We start from the raw sequence: 24919 nt of genomic DNA, 5'->3' as shown, positions 1-24919 counted from the left end.
TATTTAAAGACTATAATCTAAAGATACCTTGATTAGCAAAAGTTCAAAACTTTATTTTTCTATTTTTTGTGTTATACTCTGGTAATATAATTATTTTTACTAGATTCATGAAAAAATTTTCAATCATACTTGCAGTCGATAACGAAAACTGACTTTGAAAGAATTGAGGTCTTTCGTGGGATATTCCAGATGATCGTAGCTACTTTAAAAATGTAACTACCAGAACTAAAAATCATAAAAAACAAAATGCGGTAGTAATGGGAAGAAAAACTTGGGATTCACTTCCTAAAAAGTTTAGACCACTTCCACTCAGACTTAACTGTGTACTCTCAAGGAGTTATGAAGATGAAGTAATCTGAGAATCTTGAGAAATAAAATTCTCAGAAACAAAGAAATGTATGGAATACCTTTCTAAAAGAGATGATATAGAAAATATATTTATAATTTGATGAGCTGAGATTTATAATCAGGTTCTCTCTTCGCCATGTCTCGAAAAAGCATATGTTACTCGTATCTATGAAAAATATCACTGTGACGTATTTTTTGATGGACTCCCAGTAGTTTTCGAAGAGGTATCACGTAGTCCAGTTAAAACTCATGAAGATATTGAATATGAATACTATGTTTATAAAAGAAAAAAGAAATTTATGGATAAATTCCTTCACTACTTCAAAAAATAAGCTCTATTTTAAGTTTAAAAAATCTTTCCAAAAACCTATATCTATCATTTTAGAGTAGGTTTCTTTTATGAGAGATTTAAACTCAGCGTATTCATCTTCGTTCACTTCAACACTGACCCTTTTATAATTTCATTTTTTTCATTCACAAAAATCGAGCTCTAGCTCACATAAGTTGTACTGAGAAGATAACTCTGAATCATTTTCAAATAATAGCTTATAAAACATGAGTTGTCGTCAGTATCTCCCTCTTTCAAATCATTCATCTTTTTTTCAATCTTTGTTTACTCACTTTATTTCTCAAATATATTTCACAGATCATGTTTTGTAATCTGTGAGCTTAATATTTTGAGAAAATAAAGCACTTCACGAATCATTTCCAGTAAAATCCTCGCTTAGAAGCTCTATTTTATCAATGATTCAAGTTAATGGGATAGTCTCAAAAAATATATTTTTTCTAGAGAACTTATATTCAGTCTTTAAAGGTGCTACAAAAGTACCGTTATATGTTTCATAATATCACTTGAGAGACTCAAGTCACCTTGATTTCAGTCTCTGGAACTCTTCAAAAGTAAGGTATTCTTTTTCTAGTTGACGCAAAAATACATATTCTAAATATTCATACTCTTGGACTTCTCATGTGTCTTGTATTTTTTTGTAAAAAAGTTCTAATGTTCTATGGTACATAGTCCCAAAAATAGAGTTTTCATTTTCTTCAAATGGATATTTGAATACTGACCTATACAAAAAATCTTTAGGACTTATTAAAAATGTGTTGAGGTCACTCACTGACAGCTTGTAGCGTAAGAAAAACTCTTGTATAAAATTAATTTCCTCATTATTGTGCTTAATAAGCTTGGACTCTTGTAACATTTCTTGAATCATTTCATTTGATTTCTCGTCTTGTGTAGATACAAAATCTACTGCAATACTATCTCAGATTTCTCATAAAAATGGTGATATGAGTTTTACACTTCAAAGTATTGAACTGGGGAAACTTAAATATAATTGTTTTTTTGCTCTCGTGAGTGCAACAAAAAAGAGCCGTCTATCCTCTTGCATTTGCCGTTCTTTATTATGATTTTTTAGTTCAGCGTCACTCAGAATATCCTCTTGGGTAGCTTGAAAACCATTTCAGGCAATACCTGAAGGAAGTGGTATGAGCTCTCTGTTTGATTTAGTATCCCAGTTTCAAGTATATAAGCCTGGAATGAACACATACTCATATTCAAGTCATTTAGAACTGTGAGCAGTGAGAACTTGTACTCAGCTATCATCTCATAGCGAGGTCGTTCTATTTATTCTGTACCCATACTTAAAATATAATTCATATTTATTAATGATTGATCTCAAGGAAATATTATTATTAATTCAAGCCCAAGATTTAATCGTGTGAAAAAGTGAATATACATCTTGTAGATCTTGAAAATTTCACTGAGATTGCACGGTATCAAGAATTTTGAATTCTGATAAAAACCATGAAAGTGCTAAAATAAAATTTCGACGTGAAAACTGTTCTTGTGCCTCTACATATTTTGATATGAATTCATGAATTTTATGTCCTCATTGTACTCAAATAAATTGCAAAGCAGCTGAGTCTGAAAGTACATCAAATAGCTTGAGTTTTGTGTGACCTCTTTTAGAATAATTTTGTCTGTAGAGATACGTATTTATTTTAAGTATATCCATTCCATCTATATCAATTAGACTTGATCTTAGGAGATTTAGAAAATCTGTCTCATAACTATAAGGATCTGATAGTACCTTAAAAAATGTAAAAATCGATTTTACATAATCTGACTCAAGAATATTGCTTTCAAGTTTAGATGTAACAGCAATTTCATGTTCTTTAAGTATATCACCATAAGTTATGACTTCTTTGTTAGAACGTACAATGATAGCAATTTCACTTGCTTGAATTCAAGAACGTAAGAGTGACAAAACTCTTTCAACAACAGAGAGTTTTTCATCTATATCGTCTTTAGTAATACATATACTTGGAACTTCTCTGACTCATCAAGTTTGTGAATCTAATTTTTTACTGAGACCTGGGATTTTGTTTATGAGTCTCTCAGAATTATTTTCTATAAGATTTTCTGCAGCATTAAGTATTCATTGTTGAGATCTGTAGTTTTTGTCTAAAATAATAATCTTAGAGTTTTGATATTTTGTAGTAAACTCAAGCATATTTTCTATATTTGCTCCTTGAAACCTGTAAATAGACTGATCATCATCTCCAACCACCATGATATTTGGAGTCTCTGATACTGAAAGTATTAAATCCACTATTTCATTTTGCGGGTTATTTGTATCTTGATACTCATCTAACATAATATATTGATACACTTCAGCATAATATGTTCGTAATTCATCATCTTCTCTAAACTTTTCAAGGACAAAATTAATCATATCATTAAAATCATAGAGATGTTGATCCCTAAGTTTTGCATTATATATTTCAAAAATTGTCGCAAGTTCCGTAAGCTTCCCTATCTTTTGCTCATGTTCAGCTTCATATTTTTCTATTTTTTTAATTCTTTTATTATTTCGTTTTTCTTCCAACCAAGCAAGTGATTTTTCTGTTTCTTCTTTTATTTTTAGCTTAAATTTTGTAACACTCACTCATTCACGTTTGAGATTATTGAGTGCATTTTTTATAGCCCGCACATAAAACAATGGATCTCCATAACTCATCAAATACTGTAGCTTTTGCTCAGAGAGGAGTGATCCAACTATATCAGAAATGAGCTCTAAACTCTCTATGTCATCTATTGGGGTATCAAGTTTTTCTACTGTAAACTTTTCAGGGAAACTTTTTATAACATCCTGAGCGAAGCTGTGAACCGTTGAAACATACACCTTATACGCGTCACTTCAAATCATTGAGATAAGTCGCTCTCGAATAGCTATCACTCACGCTTCTGTAAAAGTCGTAATCATGATGTTTTCTGGATGTACTCAAGACTTTAGAATAATATTTGCAGTACGCATCCCAATAATCTGGGTCTTCCCTGTTCCAGGTCACGCTATAACCATGACTGGTCCATCAAGTGTATTCACTGCATCTTGTTGCTCTGGATTGAGTTTTCAGTAGTTTAGTTCAAAGGTTTTTGTATCCACAATTGTATAAGCAAAAAAGTATTTCATGTAGTGTAGTGAAATACTTATAAAAGACAATAATTTTTTATATACGATATATATTCAAAATAAAAATATCTCCTGATTAAAGAAGATATTAGTTTTCATATATGTTGAAGGGAGCGCATAAATGCGCTCCCAAATTCAGCCTGCTCGGCCAACTGTTTCTTTTTTCCGAGTATCAAGAGCTTTGCCCGAGATACCAGTTTTAATCGCTGCGTTCTTCATCCGTTGAACCTTGCTCTGTTGCTTAGCTTGTTTCTTCGGGTTTTTTGACACAATCAAACGCGACTTCATATTTAGTCCCTCCTAGACTATTAATCGAGCAATACGAGTTGCCGATGCCCCATACAAATTGTTGAGGTACTATTGATATTAACAATAACAGACTTATTTGTCAAATATTTATTTTAAGTTTAAGAATTATCTTAATTTTATATTATATCAGAGCCTCCATTCACTGCTTCCATCCTCTAATAACCACTTATAAAGTTTTGTATCATCTAGATTATAAGATAATTGTGAAAGTACAGTTTCAGTATTATCAGCAGTGATAAGATAATAATTAAGAGCTGAAATTTGATAGGTAGTTCCATTATTAGTGTAACTAAAAGTTTTTCATTCCACTGTTTCAAATCACACGTTTTGAGCGATAATTTCAGGATTCAAAATAACATTTGAAGAGATATTAAATGTATCTCTAAACACTACTGGATTAAATATTTCATATTTTGATAATTCACCTCTATATTTAGGAACAAGTGCCAGAAGTCATTCATAAATAAATTGTTCTATATCATTTTTACTCGCTGTATAAAATGACTCTGGTAAATCCTCATAATGAAACCTATTTGTATAAAAAATATCCTGAGGTATTTGAAAATACTTATATTCATCACGAGTTTTATTAGCAAGTGCACCTATAGGGTCATCAAAAGTTGGATCATAAAATCTATCTTTATATCTCACCCATGCGTGTCATATATTAGGAAAGTCAGGAGCATCAATGACATATCATTCTATCATTTCAAGGTCATACATTCACGAGTACATCATCATATAGACCATAAGTTTAGAGTATGCAGTACAGACTCAGTCTTTTCTAAAAAATGCTTCACTTCATGAAAATATTTTCATATCATCGAGATCTAAATCTTTTGTGTATTCAACATTATTAAGTACCCAATCATAAATAGTCTCCAGAGCTTCATCGTCAGTTTGTCAGTTTGTTAAAGTCTTCGTAAAAGACTTTATTTTTTTCATATTTTCTGGAATATCTGACTCTAAAAATTTAGCATCTGAAAGAAGATATTTTAAAAATAAATGCTTTTCAGGAATTCAAAAACTCTCAGAATCTGAAATAAGAAGTCTTTTTGTAAACTTTTTTACAAAATTGTATTTTCAAGACTCATCTCTGTACACTAGAATATCTCATATAACACTTCATGAATTTTCAAGTTGTTTCTCAAACACTCCATACCTATCAGGATAGTATTGAAGTGTTGTAAAAATAAAACCACTGTATTTTCAGTTTTCTAACTGAATTTTGTATTCTGGAGTAATAAATGCAAATGCTTGTCCAGAGAGTTCAGAATATGGAATCTTTTTATTTCTAGAATATGACTCTATAAAATGAAAATCGCCATTAGAAGCTTTTATGATTACTCATTTTTTTTGAGAAAGAGTGCTTGCATTACTCGGGAGTATTTTAAAATATGTAGCGTAAGATATCTGAAATATTTCTTTTCAATCAACATACTCTCTATTTGAGTTTACTCAGATATAACTAATCGAATCCTTTTCTAAAAGTCCTGAGACATAACTTGGAAACTCTATATTTTTATCTATATCTTTCAAAATCAGTCGAGTTTTGAGCTCGAGCGAAATTTGAGAATTTTGATTTTGATTTTGAAGAAGCCAATTATCGTAAATAGCTTCATGATTGAGCTCAATTATTTCACTGACAACTTGTGACTTCGTAGAAGATAATTCTCATGTGTAATACTGCGTAAGTCTAGATCTCAATTTTTTTAAAACAATTTCCTGATCTAATAGAGAATAATTTTTCTCAACTTGAGTTATAAATTGAGTATATATATCTTGTGATTGTTGAGTTAATGCAAAAGTGCTGTGAGAGAGTGACACAAAAATACAGAATCAAAAGAGTATCTTACTCAGTAAGATACTCTTTTTTCTAAGAACATTTGATATTTTTATAGAATTTTTGTATTTTTTTGTCATATAATTTTATTTTTAATTGGTGAATAAAGTAGATACCACATAAGCAAAATATCACATACAAATTCAATTTTTGATACAATACCTCAATAATACAGAGGATTCCAATAAGATATTGGAGATTGAAATTGATATAAGCTAAGTGGATAAAATATCCTTGGTCCATCGTCTTGGTGAGTAACTATATCTATAGCTGAGTGAAGCAAACAAGCAATAAAAAACCAGATACATATTATTCAAATTCTCTGATTTATGAAATGTTTTATATACCAAGATATCAGTAAAAACAATATTAAAAGAAATATAGAGTGTAGAAAATTATATGCAAAAATCCACACAGGATTATTAAAATACAAATCATCAAACATCGTCTTAAATACAACACTCATTTCATATCAAAGAAAAAAATGAGCATACATTGTATATACAAGTACGCAAATATAGAGTCCTACATCTGGTGCTATAGCTCATAGCACAAAGCTTTTAGATATATATATGTCATATTTGCTTCTGAAAAATTTTCTTATTCCTAGATGCAGGAGAAAATGTGATGGAGTATTCATACACAAACAAAAAAAAAGCTAATACGTATACTGTATAGCTTTTGATTTTATTACAAAGATTTATTGAGAGACTCTCCAAGAATCATAACTTTTTGCATTTCATATACCATTAATTCGAGTTGGTTCTTCAGAAGGTTTTGTATATTTTGGTGTATAATTATTAGTTGTTGGACTCTTAGGTATTGTTAGATTATTCGTTGTAGGTGTGAGTCCATATATACTTCTAATCTCATTTTCCAAATGAATTATTACGAGATTAAATACATTCACTCGACTTGGATATTGTAATCTTCTTTCTTTCAGTAGAGCTATTTCACGAACAAGAGCTGAAACACGAGTTGCGTCTGTTGAATATTGAGTTTTAATATTTGCAATTATAATTCTACTTGCTGTCAGTGCTGATTGTTGTTCAGAACTCAGTGGAGTATTTGGATTATTTGAAGTTGGAGTATTTGGTTTAGGATTTTGAGTAATTGTTCCAGTTTTTATACTCAAACTTCATGATGCTGTAAATTTAGTGAAAGAATTCTCATCTATAACCGATAATTTGTAATCGAGGTTTGAAGGAACAGTAACATATCTTGTTGATATATCAGCGTATAATTTTGTAGAGAGAGAATTATATTTCAAATTTTGTTGGTATGTCTTTCCATTAATCGTAACAATAGTTGCGTATGAATTAATAGGTTTTTTAGATAAAGCGTACTCTATTCGTACATCAACTTCTTTATCAATAGTATCTAACTCACTAATGATTGTATAATTATTAAATGAAATGTTTTCGTTAAAGGCAAAAATGCTTTGAAATGGCACAATAGCGAGTAAAACTGTAAGAGCTATGAGTATTTTTTTCATATACTTAAATTATTAATAATAAACATAAATTCATAATAGATAAATTACATATATTGTCAAATATAAATACATAATAAAAAAACACCTTCGTACTGAAGGTGTTTTTAGAACTACAATGCAAGCCACATAAAGTAAATTGCGAATGAAGCTAAAAATACTTGTAATAACATAAGAGGAAAACCTAATTTAAGGTATTCTACAAAAGAAAGATGATATTTTTCTTTTTCAAGAAGTCATGCAGCAACGAGATTTGCTGACGCACCTATGAGTGTACCATTCCCTCCAAGACATGCACCAAATGCAAGAGCCCACCATAAGAATGTTGCGTCGATTCCCTGCCCTGTATAAAAGGCTATAAGATTCGCAACTACTGGCAACATTACAGCTGTAAAAGGAATATTATCAAGAAATGCTGAGAATATTGCTGATATCCATAATATTGCTAAAGCACAAATCAGGAGATTATCTCCAAATCTATCTTGTATTTGAAGCGCTACTAAATCAAGTAGACCTGTATGCTCTACAGCACCAACAATCATAAATAGAAATACAAAAAATCAGATAACGAGCCACTCTACATCTCGAGAGAATGTTTCATGAATCCTCATTTCCATCATTTCTTTACTTTGATGACCTCGTCCAAATTTTCTTCTAATAAGTCTATCACGAATCAACATGAGAAATGCAGCTCACATAATAGCAGGAACGGCAGCTGGCATATGAAAGTATCCATGCAAGAAGAAGAATATAATTACAAGAGCTAGTACAAGCAATGATGCAATGAGAAGTTTTCTATGACGTATTTTATACGTCGCTTTCATTTCTTTGAGTGTTTTTTGAAAATCATCAATCTTTTTAACTTGATTCAACTCTTTTCTCATAAAGAGATAGAGTGTAATTGAGATAATTGAAGATATCACAATAATAGGAAATCATAGATTTGCAATAAACTGATTGAAAGAGAGATTAGCATAACTCCCAATCATGATATTTGGTGGATCACCAATAAGGGTTGCTGCACCTCAGAGATTTGAAGCAATAATCATAGGGATTACAAATCTCACTGGATTAATTTCAAATATCTTAGATATTGATATAGCTACAGGAACAATAAGAAAAATTGTAGTAACATTATCTAGAAATGCAGATAGAACAGCCGTTATAACGAAGAATGAAAAAAACAGTAAATGAATATTTCACTTTGAAACTTCAAAGAGTTTCACTGCAAGCCATTCAAATACACGAGTTTGTGAGAGTACTCAAACTATCATCATCATCGATACAAGGAGTGCTATTACTTCTCCATCAATACTGGCAAATGCTCTATCTAAGTCCAAAAATTGTAAAGCTGGAATAAAACTTCCAAAGGTATAATTTAAAAATAGGAGCGAAGCAGCTATAAAAAATACTACCAGGGTTCTATGTACTTTTTCAGTAGCAACGAGTGTTATTACAAGAAACATGACAAGTGTCATAAATATTCCAGATGCAATACTAAATGCTGTTGTTGCATGCTCTGCAGTCGCAGCAATTTCTGTTGCAGCTGAGACTTGAGGAAGATATGAAATTCAAATAATTCACACTCACAAGATCTTTTGTAGAAATCAAAATTTCTGACAGAATTCTTTCATGATTCTTACAGGTAAATAAATTAAAGCCTACCAGTTTTAGTCAAAAAATAAAATGAGTCAAATTTTATGTACTATAAAAAAACTTTGACATAAATTATATTTATATCAAAGTTAATATTTTTTATATTGAAAAAATTATCAAATTCTTCTAAAATCTTTGAGTATTTCATGTTCTATATCCTCTAAAAATTTTATATAAATCTTTGGGGTAATAATCTCTTTTTTAAAAAGATCTTGAATTACTTTTTCTTCAATTTTAAGAAGTGATTTATCTGCTAACTTCGCCTCTAGTGACATAATAGATATATTATGATTTTCCCTAATTTGATCCTTTTTTTCTTGAGCTGATTGATTAAATTCTTCGTATAGATCAATAATTTCATCAAACAAGGAACTATTAAACCCAAACTCAATGGCTTTAAGATGTCGAAGCTCTTTTCAGACTTTTCTAGTAATAATGAGACGCGTTCTGCTTCTTATATATCTATCAGTAAAGTTGTCTCTTCCACCTCTCATTTTTTCTCAAAATCTTTCAAAAATATTAAGTTCATGAGGTTTTTCCCCGTGATCTTTAAGCTGTCTCACTCATTGCTCCACCCTATCTATTTGGCGAGTTATTTTTCCAAGAATTATTTTGAAATTGTATTCATCAACTTCATGATAATGAAAGAGATCTTTAAGATATTGTTTCTCGATTCAAAGTGCGTGAAGAGTAATCGCTTTTTTAATTACAGCAGATGCCTGTTGAGTATTATTAGTAAAGAGTGACTTAATATTTCATATAGATTCTTTGAGAATAGTTTCATATTTTAACCTCAATTCGTGATGTTCTCACTTGTTTATATATCATTTTTCTTCAATACTCGTGAGCTTTTCAAGTACTTTAAGATTCATAAGTATTTTACCTTCTTCGTATTCAAATTCTTCCACTTCATGGAGTTTATCTAGCTTCATTTTTCTCATAAAAAATGATATAGTCGTAGCTTTGATAAAAAGCGTAAACATAATACTTCAGATTGTGATAACAATGATAAAATCTTTGATTGAAAAATCATAATTCCACCCTACTGATTCTTGATACTTTAATAGTAAATCGTATCAAGTCTGACCAGGACCAGGAATGAGATAAACCATCATAACAGCTAGCGCTCATCTAAGACTTCACCATGAAAGAAGATGCTGCCAGGTCATAGGAATATGTTCTTCGAGTTTAAATGTATTAATTATTCAAATAGGGATATAGACACTTATAGCTCTTGCAATCATAACAATCACAATTACTAGAAGAATTGGTGGTATGAATAGAGTAAAATTTATATTTATATCAGAAAGAATGAGACCTAATAAAATAAATACAAGAGAATTCGCTACAAATGCAAAAAATACCCAAAATTTTTCAATAGACTCTTCAACCTTTGGACTTATTTTATAACGACCATAGTTCCCTATCGTAATACCTGCAATCGCAGTTGCAATAACTCAAGATACTTTGAAATGAAAATCTCAAATAACAAGAAAGTGTCCAATAAGTTCCGACAACAGAAATGTTAAATGTGCCATAACAATCGTAAGTCCTATTTCTACTGATTCATCGTTTTTAATTTTTTCTAATATTTTTGAAAACAGAACTCACATAATTAAACCAAATATAAGTCCTCATGAAACCATTGATATAAATGAAAAGAATCATAGAGTCATACTAGCAGGAGTCACCACTCATTGGAGTATAATTCAGAGTATTACAAGAAAAAAAGCTAATGCAGTACCATCATTAAATATACTCTCTCCTTCAAATATAAGTGCCAATCGTCTCGGAGCTCATACTGTTTTAAAAATAGAGAGAACTGCCACTGGATCAGTAGCTGAAATAACGGAACCAAATAATAAACAAATGAGAAACGGTATATGGAGTCCAAACAAAGGAAATAGAAAAAATAGCGCTCAAGCGATTACAAATGCCGACATGAGGAGTCCAAATACAGCAAGCATACCAATAGACCTCCAGTTTGCGAGTAACTGTTTATAATTGATATTATATGCAGATTCAAAAAGTAGAATTGGAAGAAATACATAAAATAATATGTCTGGTGTAAGTTTAAAGTCGTCTATAAATGAAAATAGTGGAAAGTTTGAGAGTGGAACTAAAAGTAGACCAACAAAAACAAGCATAACCGTGTACGGGAAACCTATTTTTTTAGAAAAAATGTAGGTAAATATAGAGATAAGAAGCAAGCTTAAAAGCGACAAAGTCGATGTAATAAATGCTGGGAGAATTAAATGTTCCATATTTTAATAATAGAGATGAATAAAGCTGCATAGTTTTAGTCAGAAGACTAAAAAAGTCAAATCATACTTTGTTTTTATGACTTGACTAAATTGTTTCATCTTATTCTTGAGATGATATAGAACCACTTCCAATTATTTCTTGTGTTCCATCAATAAGTGTTTTTATTTCGATATAGGTTCCACTTGCTTCATCGTATACTCTTTTAATACTCTCAATTTGTTCTTTTCACTTTTCTATAGTTCCTTGCATCTCTTGAGCTTGTCACCTGAATCCATCAATAGTATTTTTTGTAGATTCTACTCCGTCGTTAAATTTATTTTGTACATCACGAGCTCAACTCAGCGTATCTGAGTAGGAGTTTGGCAATACTCAAACATCTGGATTGGTCACTATTGTATCAAATTGCGTCTTTTTTCATCGAATTGATTCACTAAATCATGGCATTCATAACAAGCTATCGATTTTAGCAGTTACACTCGGAAATATAAATATACTCAGAGCATATAAAACTGTCAGTACTACAAACAGCAAGAGTATTTTTTTAATCATTGTTTTCTGTATCTGAAAATAAATCCTCTACTTTAGAATATCTCTTTTGAAGTGTATTTCTTATTTTTGTTATATCTTCATCTTTAATTTGTTGAGCCTTAATGGTTGCTTCTAAATCAGATTGGTCTATTTCAATATTTCAACCAAGTCTTCACTTTAAAGCTGAAAGAGATTTTTGAATTTGTTCAAGCTTTTGGGCATTTACGGGTCACAAGTCCATATGCATAACCTCTGTTTTTGCCATAAAGTGTTTTTTACAACTAGGACAATGCATATCAATATTTACAGTATTTCCAGCTGCTCCAATAATATCAATATTTTTTTCAGAAATATTTTTTCCTCCACAAAACGGACATTTATATGACGAAACAATATTTTCAACCATATTTTTTAACATTCAAAAATTCATTTTTCTTTTTTTACCAAGTAATCAATATTATATTCTATATTTCTTTTGATAGAGTTGTGTAAAAATAGTAGCATAATTCTATAGTTCTTTCAAACTTTTCTCTATTCTTTGAATTGACTTTTCCCTTCAAAGTATGTAGATGAGTTCAAGAGCTCATGGAGAAAAATTCTCAGCAGACAATGCTACTCTAACAGGCCAAAGCACCTGCCCATTTTTCATTTCAGCTTCTTTTATTTTCATGATAAACGTCTCTTTAATACTCTCAGGACTTTCTAAGTCAATATCAGTGTTATTCAGTACATCTAATGATACTTTGAGCGCTTTTTTTACGTCAACAACTGACTCTATTTTCATTTTTGGATTTAAATACATATCTATTTCTATTGATTTGATATCATTATAGAGGAAATGAGTGAGCTCTTTATAGTCTGAAAGTTTTTTGAGTCTCGTTTGAAGCTCAGCAAGTATTTTACAATTATACTCAACTGGAAATTCTGAAATCTTTTCTAAAAATACTTTGTCATAACGGTTCAAATATGTTTCTAACTTATTCCATAATTTTTGTGTGTCGTAATGTTTAATATAATGAGCATTAAATCACTCCATTCTTTCTTCTTCAAACACAGCTCCAGCTCGATGTACGTCTGAGAGTTTAAATCGTTCTATAAGCTCTGTAACAGTAAAATATTCTTCTGTTGTTTTTGGATTCCAACCAAGGAGTGCAATATAGTTCAGTATAGCTTCAGTGAGAAATCACTTTTCTAAAAAGTTCTCAACTGCGACATCACCTGTTCTCTTTGATAGTTTTTTTCATCCGGCTCAAAGCAGAGGAGGTACATGAGAAAATCGAGGCATTTCCCATCCGAATGCTTGATACAAGAGTACATGTTTTGGTGTTGATGGAATCCACTCATCTCCTCGAATAATATCTGTCACCTCCATAAGATGATCATCAACCACTACCGCAAAATGATAGGTCGGGAAACCATCTGTTTTCATAAGAACTTGTTCATCTATATCTTTACTTGGAATAGTAATTGTACCACGAATTCCATCTTCAAAAGATATTTCTACATTTTCAGGTACTTTCAGTCGAATGGTGAAATCGCTTCACGCATCGAGTTGAGCCTTAGTTTCCTCAGCTGTGTGATATCGACACATTTTATCATATTTTGTTGGAAGTCATAGAGACTGTTGTTCTTCTCTGAGAGCCGTAAGCCTCTCACTACTACAAAAACAATAATATGCTTTATCATCAGCAATAAGTTCTTTAATATACTTTTGATAAATATCCAATCTTTCAGATTGAAGGTACGGACCATGATTACCTGGATTATTTGGTCCCTCATCAGCAATAAGTCAGACTGAAGCAAGCACATTCATCATGTTTTCAATACTCCCCTCTACATATCTACTTCGATCAGTATCCTCTATTCGAAGTAAAAATTTTCAGTCATTTTGTTTCGTATACAGGTAGTTGTATAACACAGTTCTTAAACTTCAAATATGTACATATCCTGTCGGGCTCGGGGCAAAACGTGTTACTATGGTCATCTTGGCTTGTTAATTTCTAAGTATTCTTTGTATAGTATAAAAAAAACTAAGATTTTTTCAAGAAGCTTTTATTCAAAACAAAACAGTTCTTTTAAAAATATTTATTCAATAAATTAATGCTAGTCAAATGTATTTTATACAACTCTCTCTTGAGAATTCATTTTTTATGATATACTAGATGGACTTACTATACATTAAAATAATCAATGGCTAAACAAATAGAATCAAAATTATCGCAAAGAAGTATTATCTCAACTCTAATTCCAACTGTTATAGATAAAGTTGGGGGGCAAGAACGAGCCTATGACATCTATTCTAGACTTTTGGAGGATAGAGTGATCTTTCTTGGAGAATGAATCGACAGTGCCGTAGCAAATACTGTTATAGCTCAATTATTATTCTTAGAAAAACAAGACCCGAAAGCAGGAATTACTCTGTACGTAAACTCACCAGGATGACACGTAACAGCAGGTCTTGCAATCTACGATACGATGCAATATATAAAATGTCCTGTTACAACCGTAGCTATGGGACTTGCTGCGAGTATGGGGTCAATCATACTTGCTGGTGGAGAAACTGGCAAGAGATATGCTCTACCTCACGCTGAAATTATGATACACCAACCACTTGGTGGAGCAGAAGGTCAGGCTACAGATATTATGCTTGCAGCACGACATATAGAAAAAACAGGGAAAATTCTCTATAAAATATTAGCAAAACATACAGGTCAAACTCTCGAACAAATCGAAAAGGATTGTGACAGAGATAACTTTATGACTGCAGAAGATGCACTCAAGTATGGTCTCATCGACAAAATAATTAAAAACTAAATCTAAAAAATAAAGAGGAATCAAATTGATTCCTCTTTATTTTTTACCATACACTTCAAGAAGTTGGTGGAGAGAATATTCTCATTGAAGAGATTTATAAAAACTTGTAGCCGTTGGAGTTCCTGAAGCGAGAACAAGAGGTATATGTCCTATGCTTGAAATCTTTTCTGCGACATCTTTCGTAGAGTATCTTGGAGCTGAATCAGAAATATAACTTTGATCGTGTTCTTCATCCATTATTATCGTCCCCAAATTTGAGTAGGGATAAAATAGAGCACTTCTTGTCCCTATAACGATTTTCGCATTTCCTGAATATATATCTATCCAGAATTGCGTTTTTTTCGCTGCACTGACTCAAGAATGTAGTGAAATAACCTGTGTACCGAAAACTTCCATTATTCTTTCGCTTATCTGACTTGTTAAGATTATTTCTGGAATCAGTAAGAGTGTTTGTTTTCAAGTTTTGAGATTATCCTCAATAAGTTTCATATAAATCTGAGTTTTTCCACTTCATGTAACCCCGTATAAGAGATGCCTGAGTGAAGCTCCATTTGAAATCGATTTGTATATTTCAGCTTGTTTTTCTGAAAGAGATATTGTATTTTCTCTAGTATAACTGTATTGCTTGGGATTCACTTTAAAGATAGTTTCTTTTTTTATTTTTTCAATGAGATTCGTAGGGAAAAATAAAGAAACCACATTGTGAATCGCAACAATATAATATCGGGCTATAAATGCTATGATCTCACACTGTAGTTCTGAGAGATTAAAATTTACATCAATTATTTGAACAATTTCTTTTATAGCACTCGCATCATAGCTCTCATCCAGTTCCCAGATTTCTTCATAACATACAGCTAATTGAGTAGATTTTTGAAATGGCACTTCTACCAATATTCAAGTGTGTATTTTGGATTTTAAGTCCTCAGGTACACTATATACCAAACCATACTCGTCAAAACTTCTAGTTAGTGGAAATACTCTATAATACATATTAATTTAATATTTGGATACGAGAAAGAGGGATTCACATCTCCGTCGCTGCTTGAAAAATAAATTCTTGATTATCAGTTTTTTTAAGTGTTTGCTCGGCAATCTGAGTTTTTGTTTGAACGCTCAGAACATCTCACTCTAAACTCACGTGTGAGCCACGCAAACTCATACTAGCAGCTGCTTTAGCTCATTTTTTCTTCATTTCTACAATGAGCCCCTCTATATCAAATCAACTTCCTGACGATATATGACTTTTTGGAGACGAGATTTTAGCATTATTCACTTCTTGATTATTTCAAAAGATATCCTTGGCAGCTTCTACCAGATTTTCTTTAGATTGAGTTATTTCTGGAGTATTTTTTGTTTCGGCCTGCTTGTCTATTTGTGTGACAACAAGTGGAATTTTTCATGCAACTTTTTCTTCGTGACGTTCTCACAAATAATCAACCGTATTTAATATTTTTAAAAGAGCTATTTTTAGAGTTAGAGATTCGTCAAAACTATGTTTTGATTGCTGAAGTCAAGTATGTAAGATATCGAGCATATCAATATTTCGACTAATATCATTTCATTTTTTGAGTTCCTCTATACTGTCAGTTTGCAAGAGTTGTATTATTGTTTTTATAAAATTCTTAAGGTTTTTTCCTTCATTTTTATATCATTCAAAATCACTCAAAGCAGAAATATCTTTATGCAGAAGTTTTTGTAAAAATTCCTGTTGTTCTTGCTTTGATAATATTCAGAGTGTTTCTTTTATATACTCGTATGAGATAGTTCAGCCTACAATAAGTTGCTCAAATAAACTGACCGCATTTCTCATCGCTCATTCTGAACTCTCAGCAACATAATGATAACTCGCTTCATCCACCACAATCCCTTCTTTCGATGCTATATAACTGAGTCGCTCTTTAATGTCAGCTTCTGAAAAGTTCTTGAAATCATATCTTTGGCATCGAGATAAAATAGTATCTGGAACTTTATGAATGTCTGTTGTGGCTAAAATAAATTTGATATGTGCAGGTGGTTCTTCGAGTATTTTCAAAAGTGCATTAAATGCTCATTTTGAAAGCATATGTACTTCATCAATAATATATATTTTGTATTTTGTATGGGTTGGTTGGAACTGAGCTTTTTCAATGATTTCTCTGATATTATCAACTCACGTATGACTCGCAGCATCTATTTCAATAATATCAATCAGTGAGTTATTACCAAAAGCAACACAGGTTTCACATACACCACAAGGATCTCCATCTATTGGGTTTTCACAGTTAATAGCTTTTGCGAATATTCGAGCTGTAGAGGTCTTACCTGTCCCCCGTGGTCACGTGAAAATATAAGCACCAACTGTTTTATCCTCAGATATTGCTGTTTTGAGTGTCTTTTTTATAAACTCTTGTCCTGTTAAGTCAGAAAATGTAAGTGGTCTATATTTGAGGTAGAGTGCCATAAATGGATTATTGTATTATTGTATTATCATCTATTTCTTTCAACATATTTTCAACTATGGTTCTTTCATGCCATTCTACTGCTCCTGCATTGGTGAGCATAGCGTGTTCATCTCATTTCCCTGCTATAAGAATAATATCTCCTGGCTTGGCCGTTACAAGTGCCGTTCTTATGGCTTCTCTCCGATCGACTATTATCCAAAAATCTTCTCCTTGCTTTCTATCAATTCCTGGAAGTATGTCTTTGATGATTTTATGAGGATTTTCTGTATAGTCATCATCTTGAGTCACGATAACAACATCTGAGAGTTTCGATACGACTTGTCCCATAATTGGTCGCTTGCTCGTATCTCGGTCACCAGTACATCCAAATACCGTAATAATTCTTCCTTCTCATTTCATTTCTCACAATGTCTCAAGTACATTTTCAAGTGCATCAGCTGTATGGGCATAGTCTATAAATACCGAAAATCATTCGTTTGATTTTACTTGTTCCATTCTTCCTGGAATCGTTTTTACTTCTGAGATTATTTTCGCAATAGTATCGCGCTCAATTCAAAGAGAAGCAAATACTCAAATAGCTGCGAGTATATTAGAAACATTGAAGTTTCATCTCAGTTGTGTCTTAATTTGTATATTTTTTCCAGGCATAGTTACGAGGAAATCCATGGATTCTTGAGTATTCACTATATTACTTGCTCTAATATTTGCATCATAAGACAATCCATAAGTAAACAAAGAATCATAGGTTTCAGCGAGAAATACATCTTTGTACGCACTCTCCATATTAATAATTCCTGTTTTTTTCACTCAAGTTTTTCTTTTGTAATACATGAGATTCTTAAATATTTTGAGTTTAGTTTGTACATAATCATCCATCGTTCGATGGAGGTCGAGGTGATCTTGTGTGATATTTGTAAGAACTGAAATATCATAATTAATCCCCCAGTTTCTATGCATTTTAATTCCATGACTTGCTGTCTCTATAATTGCGATTTCACAACCAATTTTTTTAGCTTCTGCGAGCCATTTTTGGAGTTCAAAGGCATCTGGAGAAGTCATTTTAGAGTTATTGGTAAATTCCTTGTCTCACAGAATGATATTTACTGTTGTATACATGAAAATATTTTTTCCATTCGCTCTGAGTCACGCTGCTATAATATTAGAGGTAGTTGTTTTTCCATTGGTTCATGTCACTCAAATAATAGTCATATCTCTTGAAGGAAATCAATATGTTATATTAGCAGCAACAGCTCTAAAAAAGTGATATCCTAATCTAAACGGATTATCAAGTGAAACAAGAGATTTAAGTTTCTGTAACATGGTCAAAAGTTATGATGTATAGTCTCAGTATACAATAAAAATAGTATGATTCAAGCTTGTATTTAGCGAACTTCAAAATAGAAATCTTCTTCTAAATTTGGATATGAAAATCTCTCACCATCAACTTCAATTATCATATCATATTGATTGATTCACGGTTGTTTGTAAAATGTGTAACTATATGGTTTACAAGTAGGATTTTCTAAGACATAATTCAGAGTATTATAACTTGTTTGAGTAAGCTCTGTTTGAGTAAAATACTCTACTCATTTCCTACTTCAATAATCTACAACTGCCACGTCATTTTGTGGAATTATCTGAGATTTTGAAGGGAGAATCATCCTTACAAATTGTCTATTTCTCGCTACTCCTTGAATTTGTAAAATATCTGGGGATTCTACTTCAAATTCTGAAATAAGCCCTTCCAAATATTCTCGTTTTCGTTTTCATATATCATGAGTATTTTCTACAGTCATCTCTACATCAAACGAACAGTCAAGTCCCGTTGTCACTTTATGAATAAATTTTCTTTTCATATATCTGTCAGACTTATTTCAAGAGAGAGAGGTATAGACTGGATACACAAAATCTAAACTAGAATCATAATCAATATTTCAACTTAGCCCCATCTCAGCTAAAAAGTTGCGTGCTTCATTATCAAAACTATATACCATGATATCTCTGCTTTTTGTATCGTGAATGAGTGACTGCATATAATCGAAATACTTAGCATCAGTTTGAAGCTTTTGTCAAAAAACTTCAATGAAATCAAAAAGTACTTGTTTTGGAGTTCAGAGCGTTCCTTCTTGGAAATTTTTTCATTCTACCACAAGTGACATTATTTCTGAGAAGTTATCAGCTGTTATATCCCTCTTCAGCTCATCAAAATACACTGGACCAGTGAGTTCTAAAAGATGGAGAAGTATATTTTGATTTATGTACACAATTCCATCAATAGGTATTCAGGCTCTATCAGTAAAAAACTTAATTGCTTCAGATGAATCCTTGAGATTCACATAATAGTTCGCATCTCTGAGTCAAAATGTGTCAGTCAGTTCATTAATTCACTTAGGAGCCGGAAGTCTCTCATAATCTGAGCTTTTGAGATCCCACTCTATCGCATAAACATCCTTTTTTTGGAAAAGTTGTACCTTTCATCGAAATATTTCAAGGAGTCACATACTTCACATAAAACCTCAGGTAGGTCGAATCTCATCAGCATTTTGAAATACAATCAGATATCTTTTTCTCTCCTCATGACCAAGCATAGTGAGAAATGTAGTATAATTTTTATTGAGTGCTCAGAGGTATCATAATAGTGAAGTAATATTCTTGATATTTGCATCTCGCTTTGATTGTAAATCAGGAGTTGGGAGCCAAGATATAGCATCATAATGATAGAGTGCTGATTTGAGAGACGTTTCTATACTTAAAAGCTCAGGAGATACATTTACAAATAATTGACTAAAGTAGATGTTTGAAAAACTCTTCTCATCAATGAATCATCGTGTCTTTGTATAGAGAGCTAACATATCATCTAGTGCCTTTGAAAGATATCTTCATCAAGCAATTACATGGTCTACTGAGTTAATTTGTGAACCTGGAAAAAGAGAAAATGGACTAAAAAAAGTATCAGCAATAAGGAGATCAAAACGTGAATTATTTACTTTTTTTTGAATTTCTCAGAGACTCAGTTCTCACTCCTTTATATCTATTAGTTTCTGGTATCCAGCATTCACTCTGTTTTCTACAAGGGCCTTATCTAAAAAACCAAGTCAAACAAGTATAAGAAGTGAAGCAATGACTACACTAGCAATTCAATATACTCAAAGACTCTTTATTCTTCTTCTCAGGAGAAGCACATAGGGGGTAGGATTTTTATTTTTCTTTGGTGAAAGAATGATAGCATCTTTACTGGAGTTTAAAATCGATTTTATATGTGACATCACATCAGGTTTTGACTTTTCAAGCGCATCAAATTTAATACTTTTTTTATAAGTATTTTTCTTTTTCTCCACACCAATTTCACGCTTTGATCCAATATTGAGAATTGATTTTTCTCAAGGAGAAATATCTAAAAGTGATTCCCCTTTTATTTCATCAACTTTAGGCTCAAGTTCTTCAATAGAATGCTCAAGGTGAACTTCATTTTTATCTTGAGAATTTTTTAAATCTTTGAGTGTGTTCACAGTTTTTTAAGTGTGCAGATAAATGTTTATTTTTATTGTAAGTAGATTCGATTTTTTTCAAAGTGTTTTTTTTGTATCTTAGCTTGTTATATTCAGTAAAATAGTAGATTTATTTAAAAAAATATGATATCTTTTATACATATATAGTTTTTAACCATTTTTATGGAAGTAGAACAAACATTTTTAAAACTTTTAGAGTACGTTGAATATAACAATCTCTCAGATATTCACTTTGCTACCTTAAGTCACCCAATGGTGAGAGAAAGTAATGGTGATATAGTAAGCGTTTGAGAGTTTACTCTTGGAGATGAAACTATTGTTTTTGATATTTTAAACGCAGAATCTATAGACATTATAATAAAAAAAATACTTACCCCTGAACAATATATAGTTTTTCAATCTGAAAATGAGATTGATGTGTCATATATTGGATCAATCACTAGTAGATTTCGTGTGAACTGCTTTAAAGATAGTAAATGATATTCAATAGCTATGAGAAGTATTCCTCAAGATATTCCAACCTTAGAATCCTTATGACTCGGGCAACAAGTTAAAGATATGTGCTCAAAAAGTAAATGACTCATTCTCCTTACTTGACCCACTTGAACATGAAAATCCACAAATCTTGCTGCAATGATTAATTACATAAATACTGAATTTAAAAAACATATTATTACAATAGAAGATCCAATCGAGTTTGTATTTGAAAATAAACAAAGTCTTGTCTCTCAGCGAGAAGTAGGAATGCATACAACAAGTTTTGCTAGAGCTATGAAGTCGTGTCTCAGAGAAGATCCAGATGTCATAGTAATATGAGAGATGAGAGATCCTGATACAATCAAAACAGCTATTACTTTAGCCGAGACAGGTCATCTCGTTATTTCTACACTTCATACGAATGATACCGTTCAGACAGTGGATAGAATTATAGATGTGTTTCCAGCAGAACAACAAGATCAAATCCGTATGCAACTTGCTATGAGTTTGGTGTGAGTTATCGCTCAACGACTCATCCCACGTAGTGATAAGGATGCCAGAATCGCTTCTAGAGAAATACTCCTCAATAATGATGCTGTAAGAAATCTTATCATTTCTTGAAAATCACACCAATTATATTCAGTTATAGAAATAGGCCAAAAACAAGGAATGGTTCTTATGGATCATTATCTTGCGGCACTCTATAAAAAATGATTTATATCTCTAGATAGTTTTAAAGCCTATGTTAGAGATAGTGAGAATATTGATTATCTATTACAATAAAAAATGTTAGATATACAAAATATTACATCATCTTGATTTTTTGAACATCTATCACTTGCATCGTGAGAGTATTTATTTCATGAATGAGATATAGACGGAAGACTCTATATAGTGTTGCAATGAGAACTTGAAATACAAAAAAGTATTATAACTCAAGTCTGACAATTTAAATCCCTCGGAAAGATACACTCTTGAGATATTCTGTGAGAATCTGCTCTCATCGAAACAAAAGCAAAAGAAGTGAGTATTCAATCTACAATAGATACTGAAATACTTTTTATAGATGTAGCAAAAAATTATAAAAAATTTACACTCCAGTATCCACTTTTATCAGAAAATATTCTTCTCTACATTATTGAGCTCAATAACCAAAGATTATTACAGTCAAACAACGAGATTACGACGAACTATGAAATATCTACCGTTATTTCTCAAATGAAATACATAAATTCTCGCTCAGTTTATACTCTTTTAGATACTATTGAACATGTACTGTGAGTAGAACAAATAATGTTTGTTGAAAAAAATCAAGCATTAAGAGATACCTATATTCTCAAATATGATTCACTTAGTGAGAAAAAAATAAAAAATACGGTTTTAAACATAAAAAGTAATCAACTTACTTTAGATACACTCAAACAAGAAAATATTGAGATGAAAGTACATACTCTATTGACTCCTCTCATCCTCTGAGATATATATTATGGATATATTGTCATATCCAGATCTCAAAAAAAGTTTAATGAAAACGAAGAAAAAATACTACAAAATATTGCAACGAGTTTGGTTGGAGTTATACGTCAAAAAGGAATACAAACTGAGCAAAAAAATATTAAATCACTGAGAAATTCGTTTTAAAATTCTGTTATAGTCTCAAATTCACAAAAAATCTTTTGCATTTTAACTTGATTCTCTCATAATTGTTTTTGAGATAAAAAAGTTGTTACTCATGTTACAAGCATTACAGTATATATTTCGTCTCATATTTTACATTTTTACTATATATATAGTATGGAAACGAAAAAACTTTTCGTAGGAAGCCTTTCATGGGGTTTAACATGGCAAGATCTTAAGGAAGCTTTTGGTCAACACGGTGAAGTAGTATACACTAAAGTTATTACTGATCGAGAAACTGGAAGATCTAAAGGATTCGGATTCGTAGAATTCGCTTCAGTAGAAGAAGCTGCTGCAGCTAAAGAAGCTATGGACGGTGCTGAACTTGATGGTCGAGCTATCAAAGTTGATTTCGCTGAAGAAAAACCAAGAGATTAATTCACAAAAAAAATAAAAGTACTGATGTATATCAGTACTTTTTTTGTGTTTATAATAATTTTGGCTCTATAAGCTATGTTGTTTGATGAAATACAGTTATCTACACACTTAAATCACAATTTATCTACGATTCTCATACAAGCAGTCATTAATATAAGTTATGTATTTTAATTTTCCTAATAAAAAAACATTATGAATACAAAGAAAAAAATAGTATCTGGATTATTAGCTGCTGCATTTGCAGTATCACTCAGTCCATCTGTAACTTTTGCTGACCATTGAGCAAATCTTGACCAACAAACTCTAAAAATATCAGAAAAGTTTGTTGCTAAGTACGCTGGATATGATCTAGAAAAAAGAATGAAGATGAATGATAGAATATCTGAGCTTGTTCTCAAACTATCACAATCTAAAGGTAATTCTGCTACTAAAATAAAGGATTCAAAATGAAAAGAAATTTCTGCTACTAAGTCCCAAAGAGATAGACTCGTTAATGCATTAACATATATTGATATCGAACTAGATAACTTTGATATGACAGTTAACTCTGGACAAAGTGCTGCAGTTGACCTCAATGTTACACTTCAAAGTTTACTGAAAGAACACGTAAACTTATCTCTTAATGTATTACGAAGTGCGTATGATGGAAATGCAGAGCTTGGAGCTTCACTTAAAGAACTTGACGATAATACTGCTGATCTTGGAGCTACCATTGGTTCAGTCTATGGAGCTGAAGCTGAAGCTAGATTTTTAGAAATTTGGAGAGCACATATTGGATTCTTCGCAGACCAAACTACTGGCCTTAAAACAAATGACGATGAAATAGTAGCAAAAGCAGAAAGAGATCTCGTTCAATATCAAGATGATATTTCAGATTTCTTCTCTGGAGCTATTCCATTAGTTATGAAAGAAACAATCGTTGCCGGTTCAGGGGTTCATGCTAAATTACTTGGTGATTCAATGAAAGCATATGATAAAGGTGATTATGCTGAGGCATATAGATTACAAGCTGAAGCTGATACACAAATTGAATGAGTAGCTGATTTACTATCAAAAGGAATAGTTGCACAATTTCCAGCTAAATTCAGTACATATAACGTTGAAGATCAATCTAAAGCTCTTACAAGTAAAGCTGCTGTCTTAAGATTAGAGCTCAATGACTTACTTCGAGAACATGTAAATGTCTCGCTTAATGTACTTAGAAATGCTTATAGTGGTACAGAAGATTTTGATGAATCTCTTGCTGCTTTAGATGTTAATACAGTAGAACTTGCTGCAACAGTTGGTTCAGTATATGGAGCAGATGCAGAAGCTGCATTTCTCAAAATTTGGAGAGACCATATTGGATTCTTTGCTCAACATACAACAGGATTAGCTACAGATGATGCAGAATTAACTGCATTAGGAATAGCAAATCTTAAAGATTATCAACAATCTATAGGAGACTTCTTCTCAGGAGCAGTACCATTTATTATGAAATCTACAGTTGTAGCTGGTTCAGGTGAACATGCTAGACTCTTACTTGAATCTATGGAAGCATTTGATAAAGGTGACTATGCTACTGCATATGAACTTCAAACTCAAGCAGATGAACAAATTAGTGGAATAGCTAATTTACTTGCTATGGGTATAACTATGCAATTTCCTGAAAAATTTGCAGAAACTAAATAATTACAGTTAATTATTAAAAAAAGAAACACTTT

18 protein-coding genes are annotated in these 24919 nt (G+C 31.7%); 6 read left to right on the top strand and 12 right to left on the bottom strand.

Annotated features, from left to right (window positions below):
* Positions 1 to 107 precede the first annotated feature (107 nt).
* Positions 108 to 680: a hypothetical protein gene (locus GW846_02315; protein NDK09588.1), complete on the top strand. Its 573-nt coding sequence runs from the start codon at positions 108 to 110 to the stop codon at positions 678 to 680.
* A gap of 3 nt (positions 681 to 683) precedes the next feature.
* Here GW846_02315 and GW846_02310 read toward each other — a convergent pair whose 3' ends face one another.
* The 8 genes from GW846_02310 to GW846_02275 all read right to left on the bottom strand — a co-directional run bounded on the left by GW846_02310 (position 684) and on the right by GW846_02275 (position 13835).
* The gene (locus GW846_02310) at positions 684 to 3824 is read right to left on the bottom strand and encodes an ATP-dependent helicase (GenBank protein NDK09587.1); all 3141 of its coding nucleotides are present in this window, start codon (positions 3822 to 3824) and stop codon (positions 684 to 686) included.
* 414 nt (positions 3825 to 4238) lie between these two features.
* A complete protein-coding gene (locus GW846_02305) occupies positions 4239 to 6056 on the bottom strand; it encodes a hypothetical protein (protein ID NDK09586.1) in 1818 nt (605 codons plus the stop codon).
* 620 nt (positions 6057 to 6676) lie between these two features.
* Positions 6677 to 7471: a hypothetical protein gene (locus GW846_02300; protein ID NDK09585.1), complete on the bottom strand. Its 795-nt coding sequence runs from the start codon at positions 7469 to 7471 to the stop codon at positions 6677 to 6679.
* Positions 7472 to 7581: 110 nt separating this feature from the next.
* Positions 7582 to 9102, bottom strand: a complete 1521-nt coding sequence (locus GW846_02295) for an ArsB/NhaD family transporter (GenBank protein NDK09584.1) — start codon at positions 9100 to 9102, stop codon at positions 7582 to 7584.
* A 135-nt stretch (positions 9103 to 9237) separates the two neighbouring features.
* Positions 9238 to 11388, bottom strand: a complete 2151-nt coding sequence (locus tag GW846_02290) for a sodium:proton antiporter (protein ID NDK09583.1) — start codon at positions 11386 to 11388, stop codon at positions 9238 to 9240.
* Positions 11389 to 11488: 100 nt separating this feature from the next.
* Positions 11489 to 11938, bottom strand: a complete 450-nt coding sequence (locus tag GW846_02285; GenBank protein NDK09582.1) for a DUF3450 domain-containing protein — start codon at positions 11936 to 11938, stop codon at positions 11489 to 11491.
* Positions 11931 to 12323, bottom strand: coding sequence for a hypothetical protein (locus GW846_02280; protein ID NDK09581.1), 393 nt, complete (start codon positions 12321 to 12323; stop codon positions 11931 to 11933). Before GW846_02280 ends, GW846_02285 begins: the two co-directional genes overlap by 8 nt.
* Before the next feature lie 102 nt (positions 12324 to 12425).
* A complete protein-coding gene (locus GW846_02275; GenBank protein ID NDK09580.1) occupies positions 12426 to 13835 on the bottom strand; it encodes a glutamate--tRNA ligase in 1410 nt (469 codons plus the stop codon).
* A gap of 272 nt (positions 13836 to 14107) precedes the next feature.
* On the opposite strand from GW846_02275, the gene GW846_02270 reads away from it, so the two are divergent.
* The gene (locus tag GW846_02270; GenBank protein NDK09579.1) at positions 14108 to 14731 is read left to right on the top strand and encodes an ATP-dependent Clp protease proteolytic subunit; all 624 of its coding nucleotides are present in this window, start codon (positions 14108 to 14110) and stop codon (positions 14729 to 14731) included.
* Positions 14732 to 14767: 36 nt separating this feature from the next.
* Here GW846_02270 and GW846_02265 read toward each other — a convergent pair whose 3' ends face one another.
* The 4 genes from GW846_02265 to GW846_02250 form a co-directional block, all read right to left on the bottom strand.
* Positions 14768 to 15724, bottom strand: a complete 957-nt coding sequence (locus GW846_02265) for a DEAD/DEAH box helicase (GenBank protein NDK09578.1) — start codon at positions 15722 to 15724, stop codon at positions 14768 to 14770.
* A 1-nt stretch (position 15725) separates the two neighbouring features.
* On the bottom strand, positions 15726 to 17174 hold the full coding sequence (dnaX, locus tag GW846_02260) for a DNA polymerase III subunit gamma/tau (GenBank protein ID NDK09577.1): 1449 nt from the start codon (positions 17172 to 17174) through the stop codon (positions 15726 to 15728).
* A gap of 7 nt (positions 17175 to 17181) precedes the next feature.
* Positions 17182 to 18495 (bottom strand): UDP-N-acetylmuramoyl-L-alanyl-D-glutamate--2,6-diaminopimelate ligase, encoded by a 1314-nt coding sequence (locus tag GW846_02255; GenBank protein NDK09576.1) that lies wholly within the window; start codon positions 18493 to 18495, stop codon positions 17182 to 17184.
* Positions 18496 to 18557: 62 nt separating this feature from the next.
* The gene (locus GW846_02250; GenBank protein ID NDK09575.1) at positions 18558 to 20684 is read right to left on the bottom strand and encodes a DUF4012 domain-containing protein; all 2127 of its coding nucleotides are present in this window, start codon (positions 20682 to 20684) and stop codon (positions 18558 to 18560) included.
* Positions 20685 to 20846: 162 nt separating this feature from the next.
* Between GW846_02250 and GW846_02245 the strand changes: the two genes are divergently transcribed.
* From GW846_02245 to GW846_02230, 4 genes are all read left to right on the top strand, one after another.
* Positions 20847 to 21944 (top strand): PilT/PilU family type 4a pilus ATPase, encoded by a 1098-nt coding sequence (locus GW846_02245; protein ID NDK09574.1) that lies wholly within the window; start codon positions 20847 to 20849, stop codon positions 21942 to 21944.
* Positions 21945 to 21947: 3 nt separating this feature from the next.
* Positions 21948 to 22802: a cyclic nucleotide-binding domain-containing protein gene (locus GW846_02240; GenBank protein ID NDK09573.1), complete on the top strand. Its 855-nt coding sequence runs from the start codon at positions 21948 to 21950 to the stop codon at positions 22800 to 22802.
* Positions 22803 to 22955: 153 nt separating this feature from the next.
* Positions 22956 to 23216, top strand: a complete 261-nt coding sequence (locus tag GW846_02235) for an RNA-binding protein (protein NDK09572.1) — start codon at positions 22956 to 22958, stop codon at positions 23214 to 23216.
* A 192-nt stretch (positions 23217 to 23408) separates the two neighbouring features.
* A complete protein-coding gene (locus GW846_02230) occupies positions 23409 to 24887 on the top strand; it encodes a hypothetical protein (GenBank protein NDK09571.1) in 1479 nt (492 codons plus the stop codon).
* The last annotated feature ends 32 nt before the right edge of the window (positions 24888 to 24919 follow it).

Source organism: Candidatus Gracilibacteria bacterium, from assembly GCA_010119145.1.
GTDB lineage: Bacteria > Patescibacteriota > Gracilibacteria > BD1-5 > UBA6164 > JAACSU01.
The sequence above is the reverse complement of the archived record's forward strand: the minus strand, read 5'-3'. Positions and strand labels throughout refer to the sequence as shown.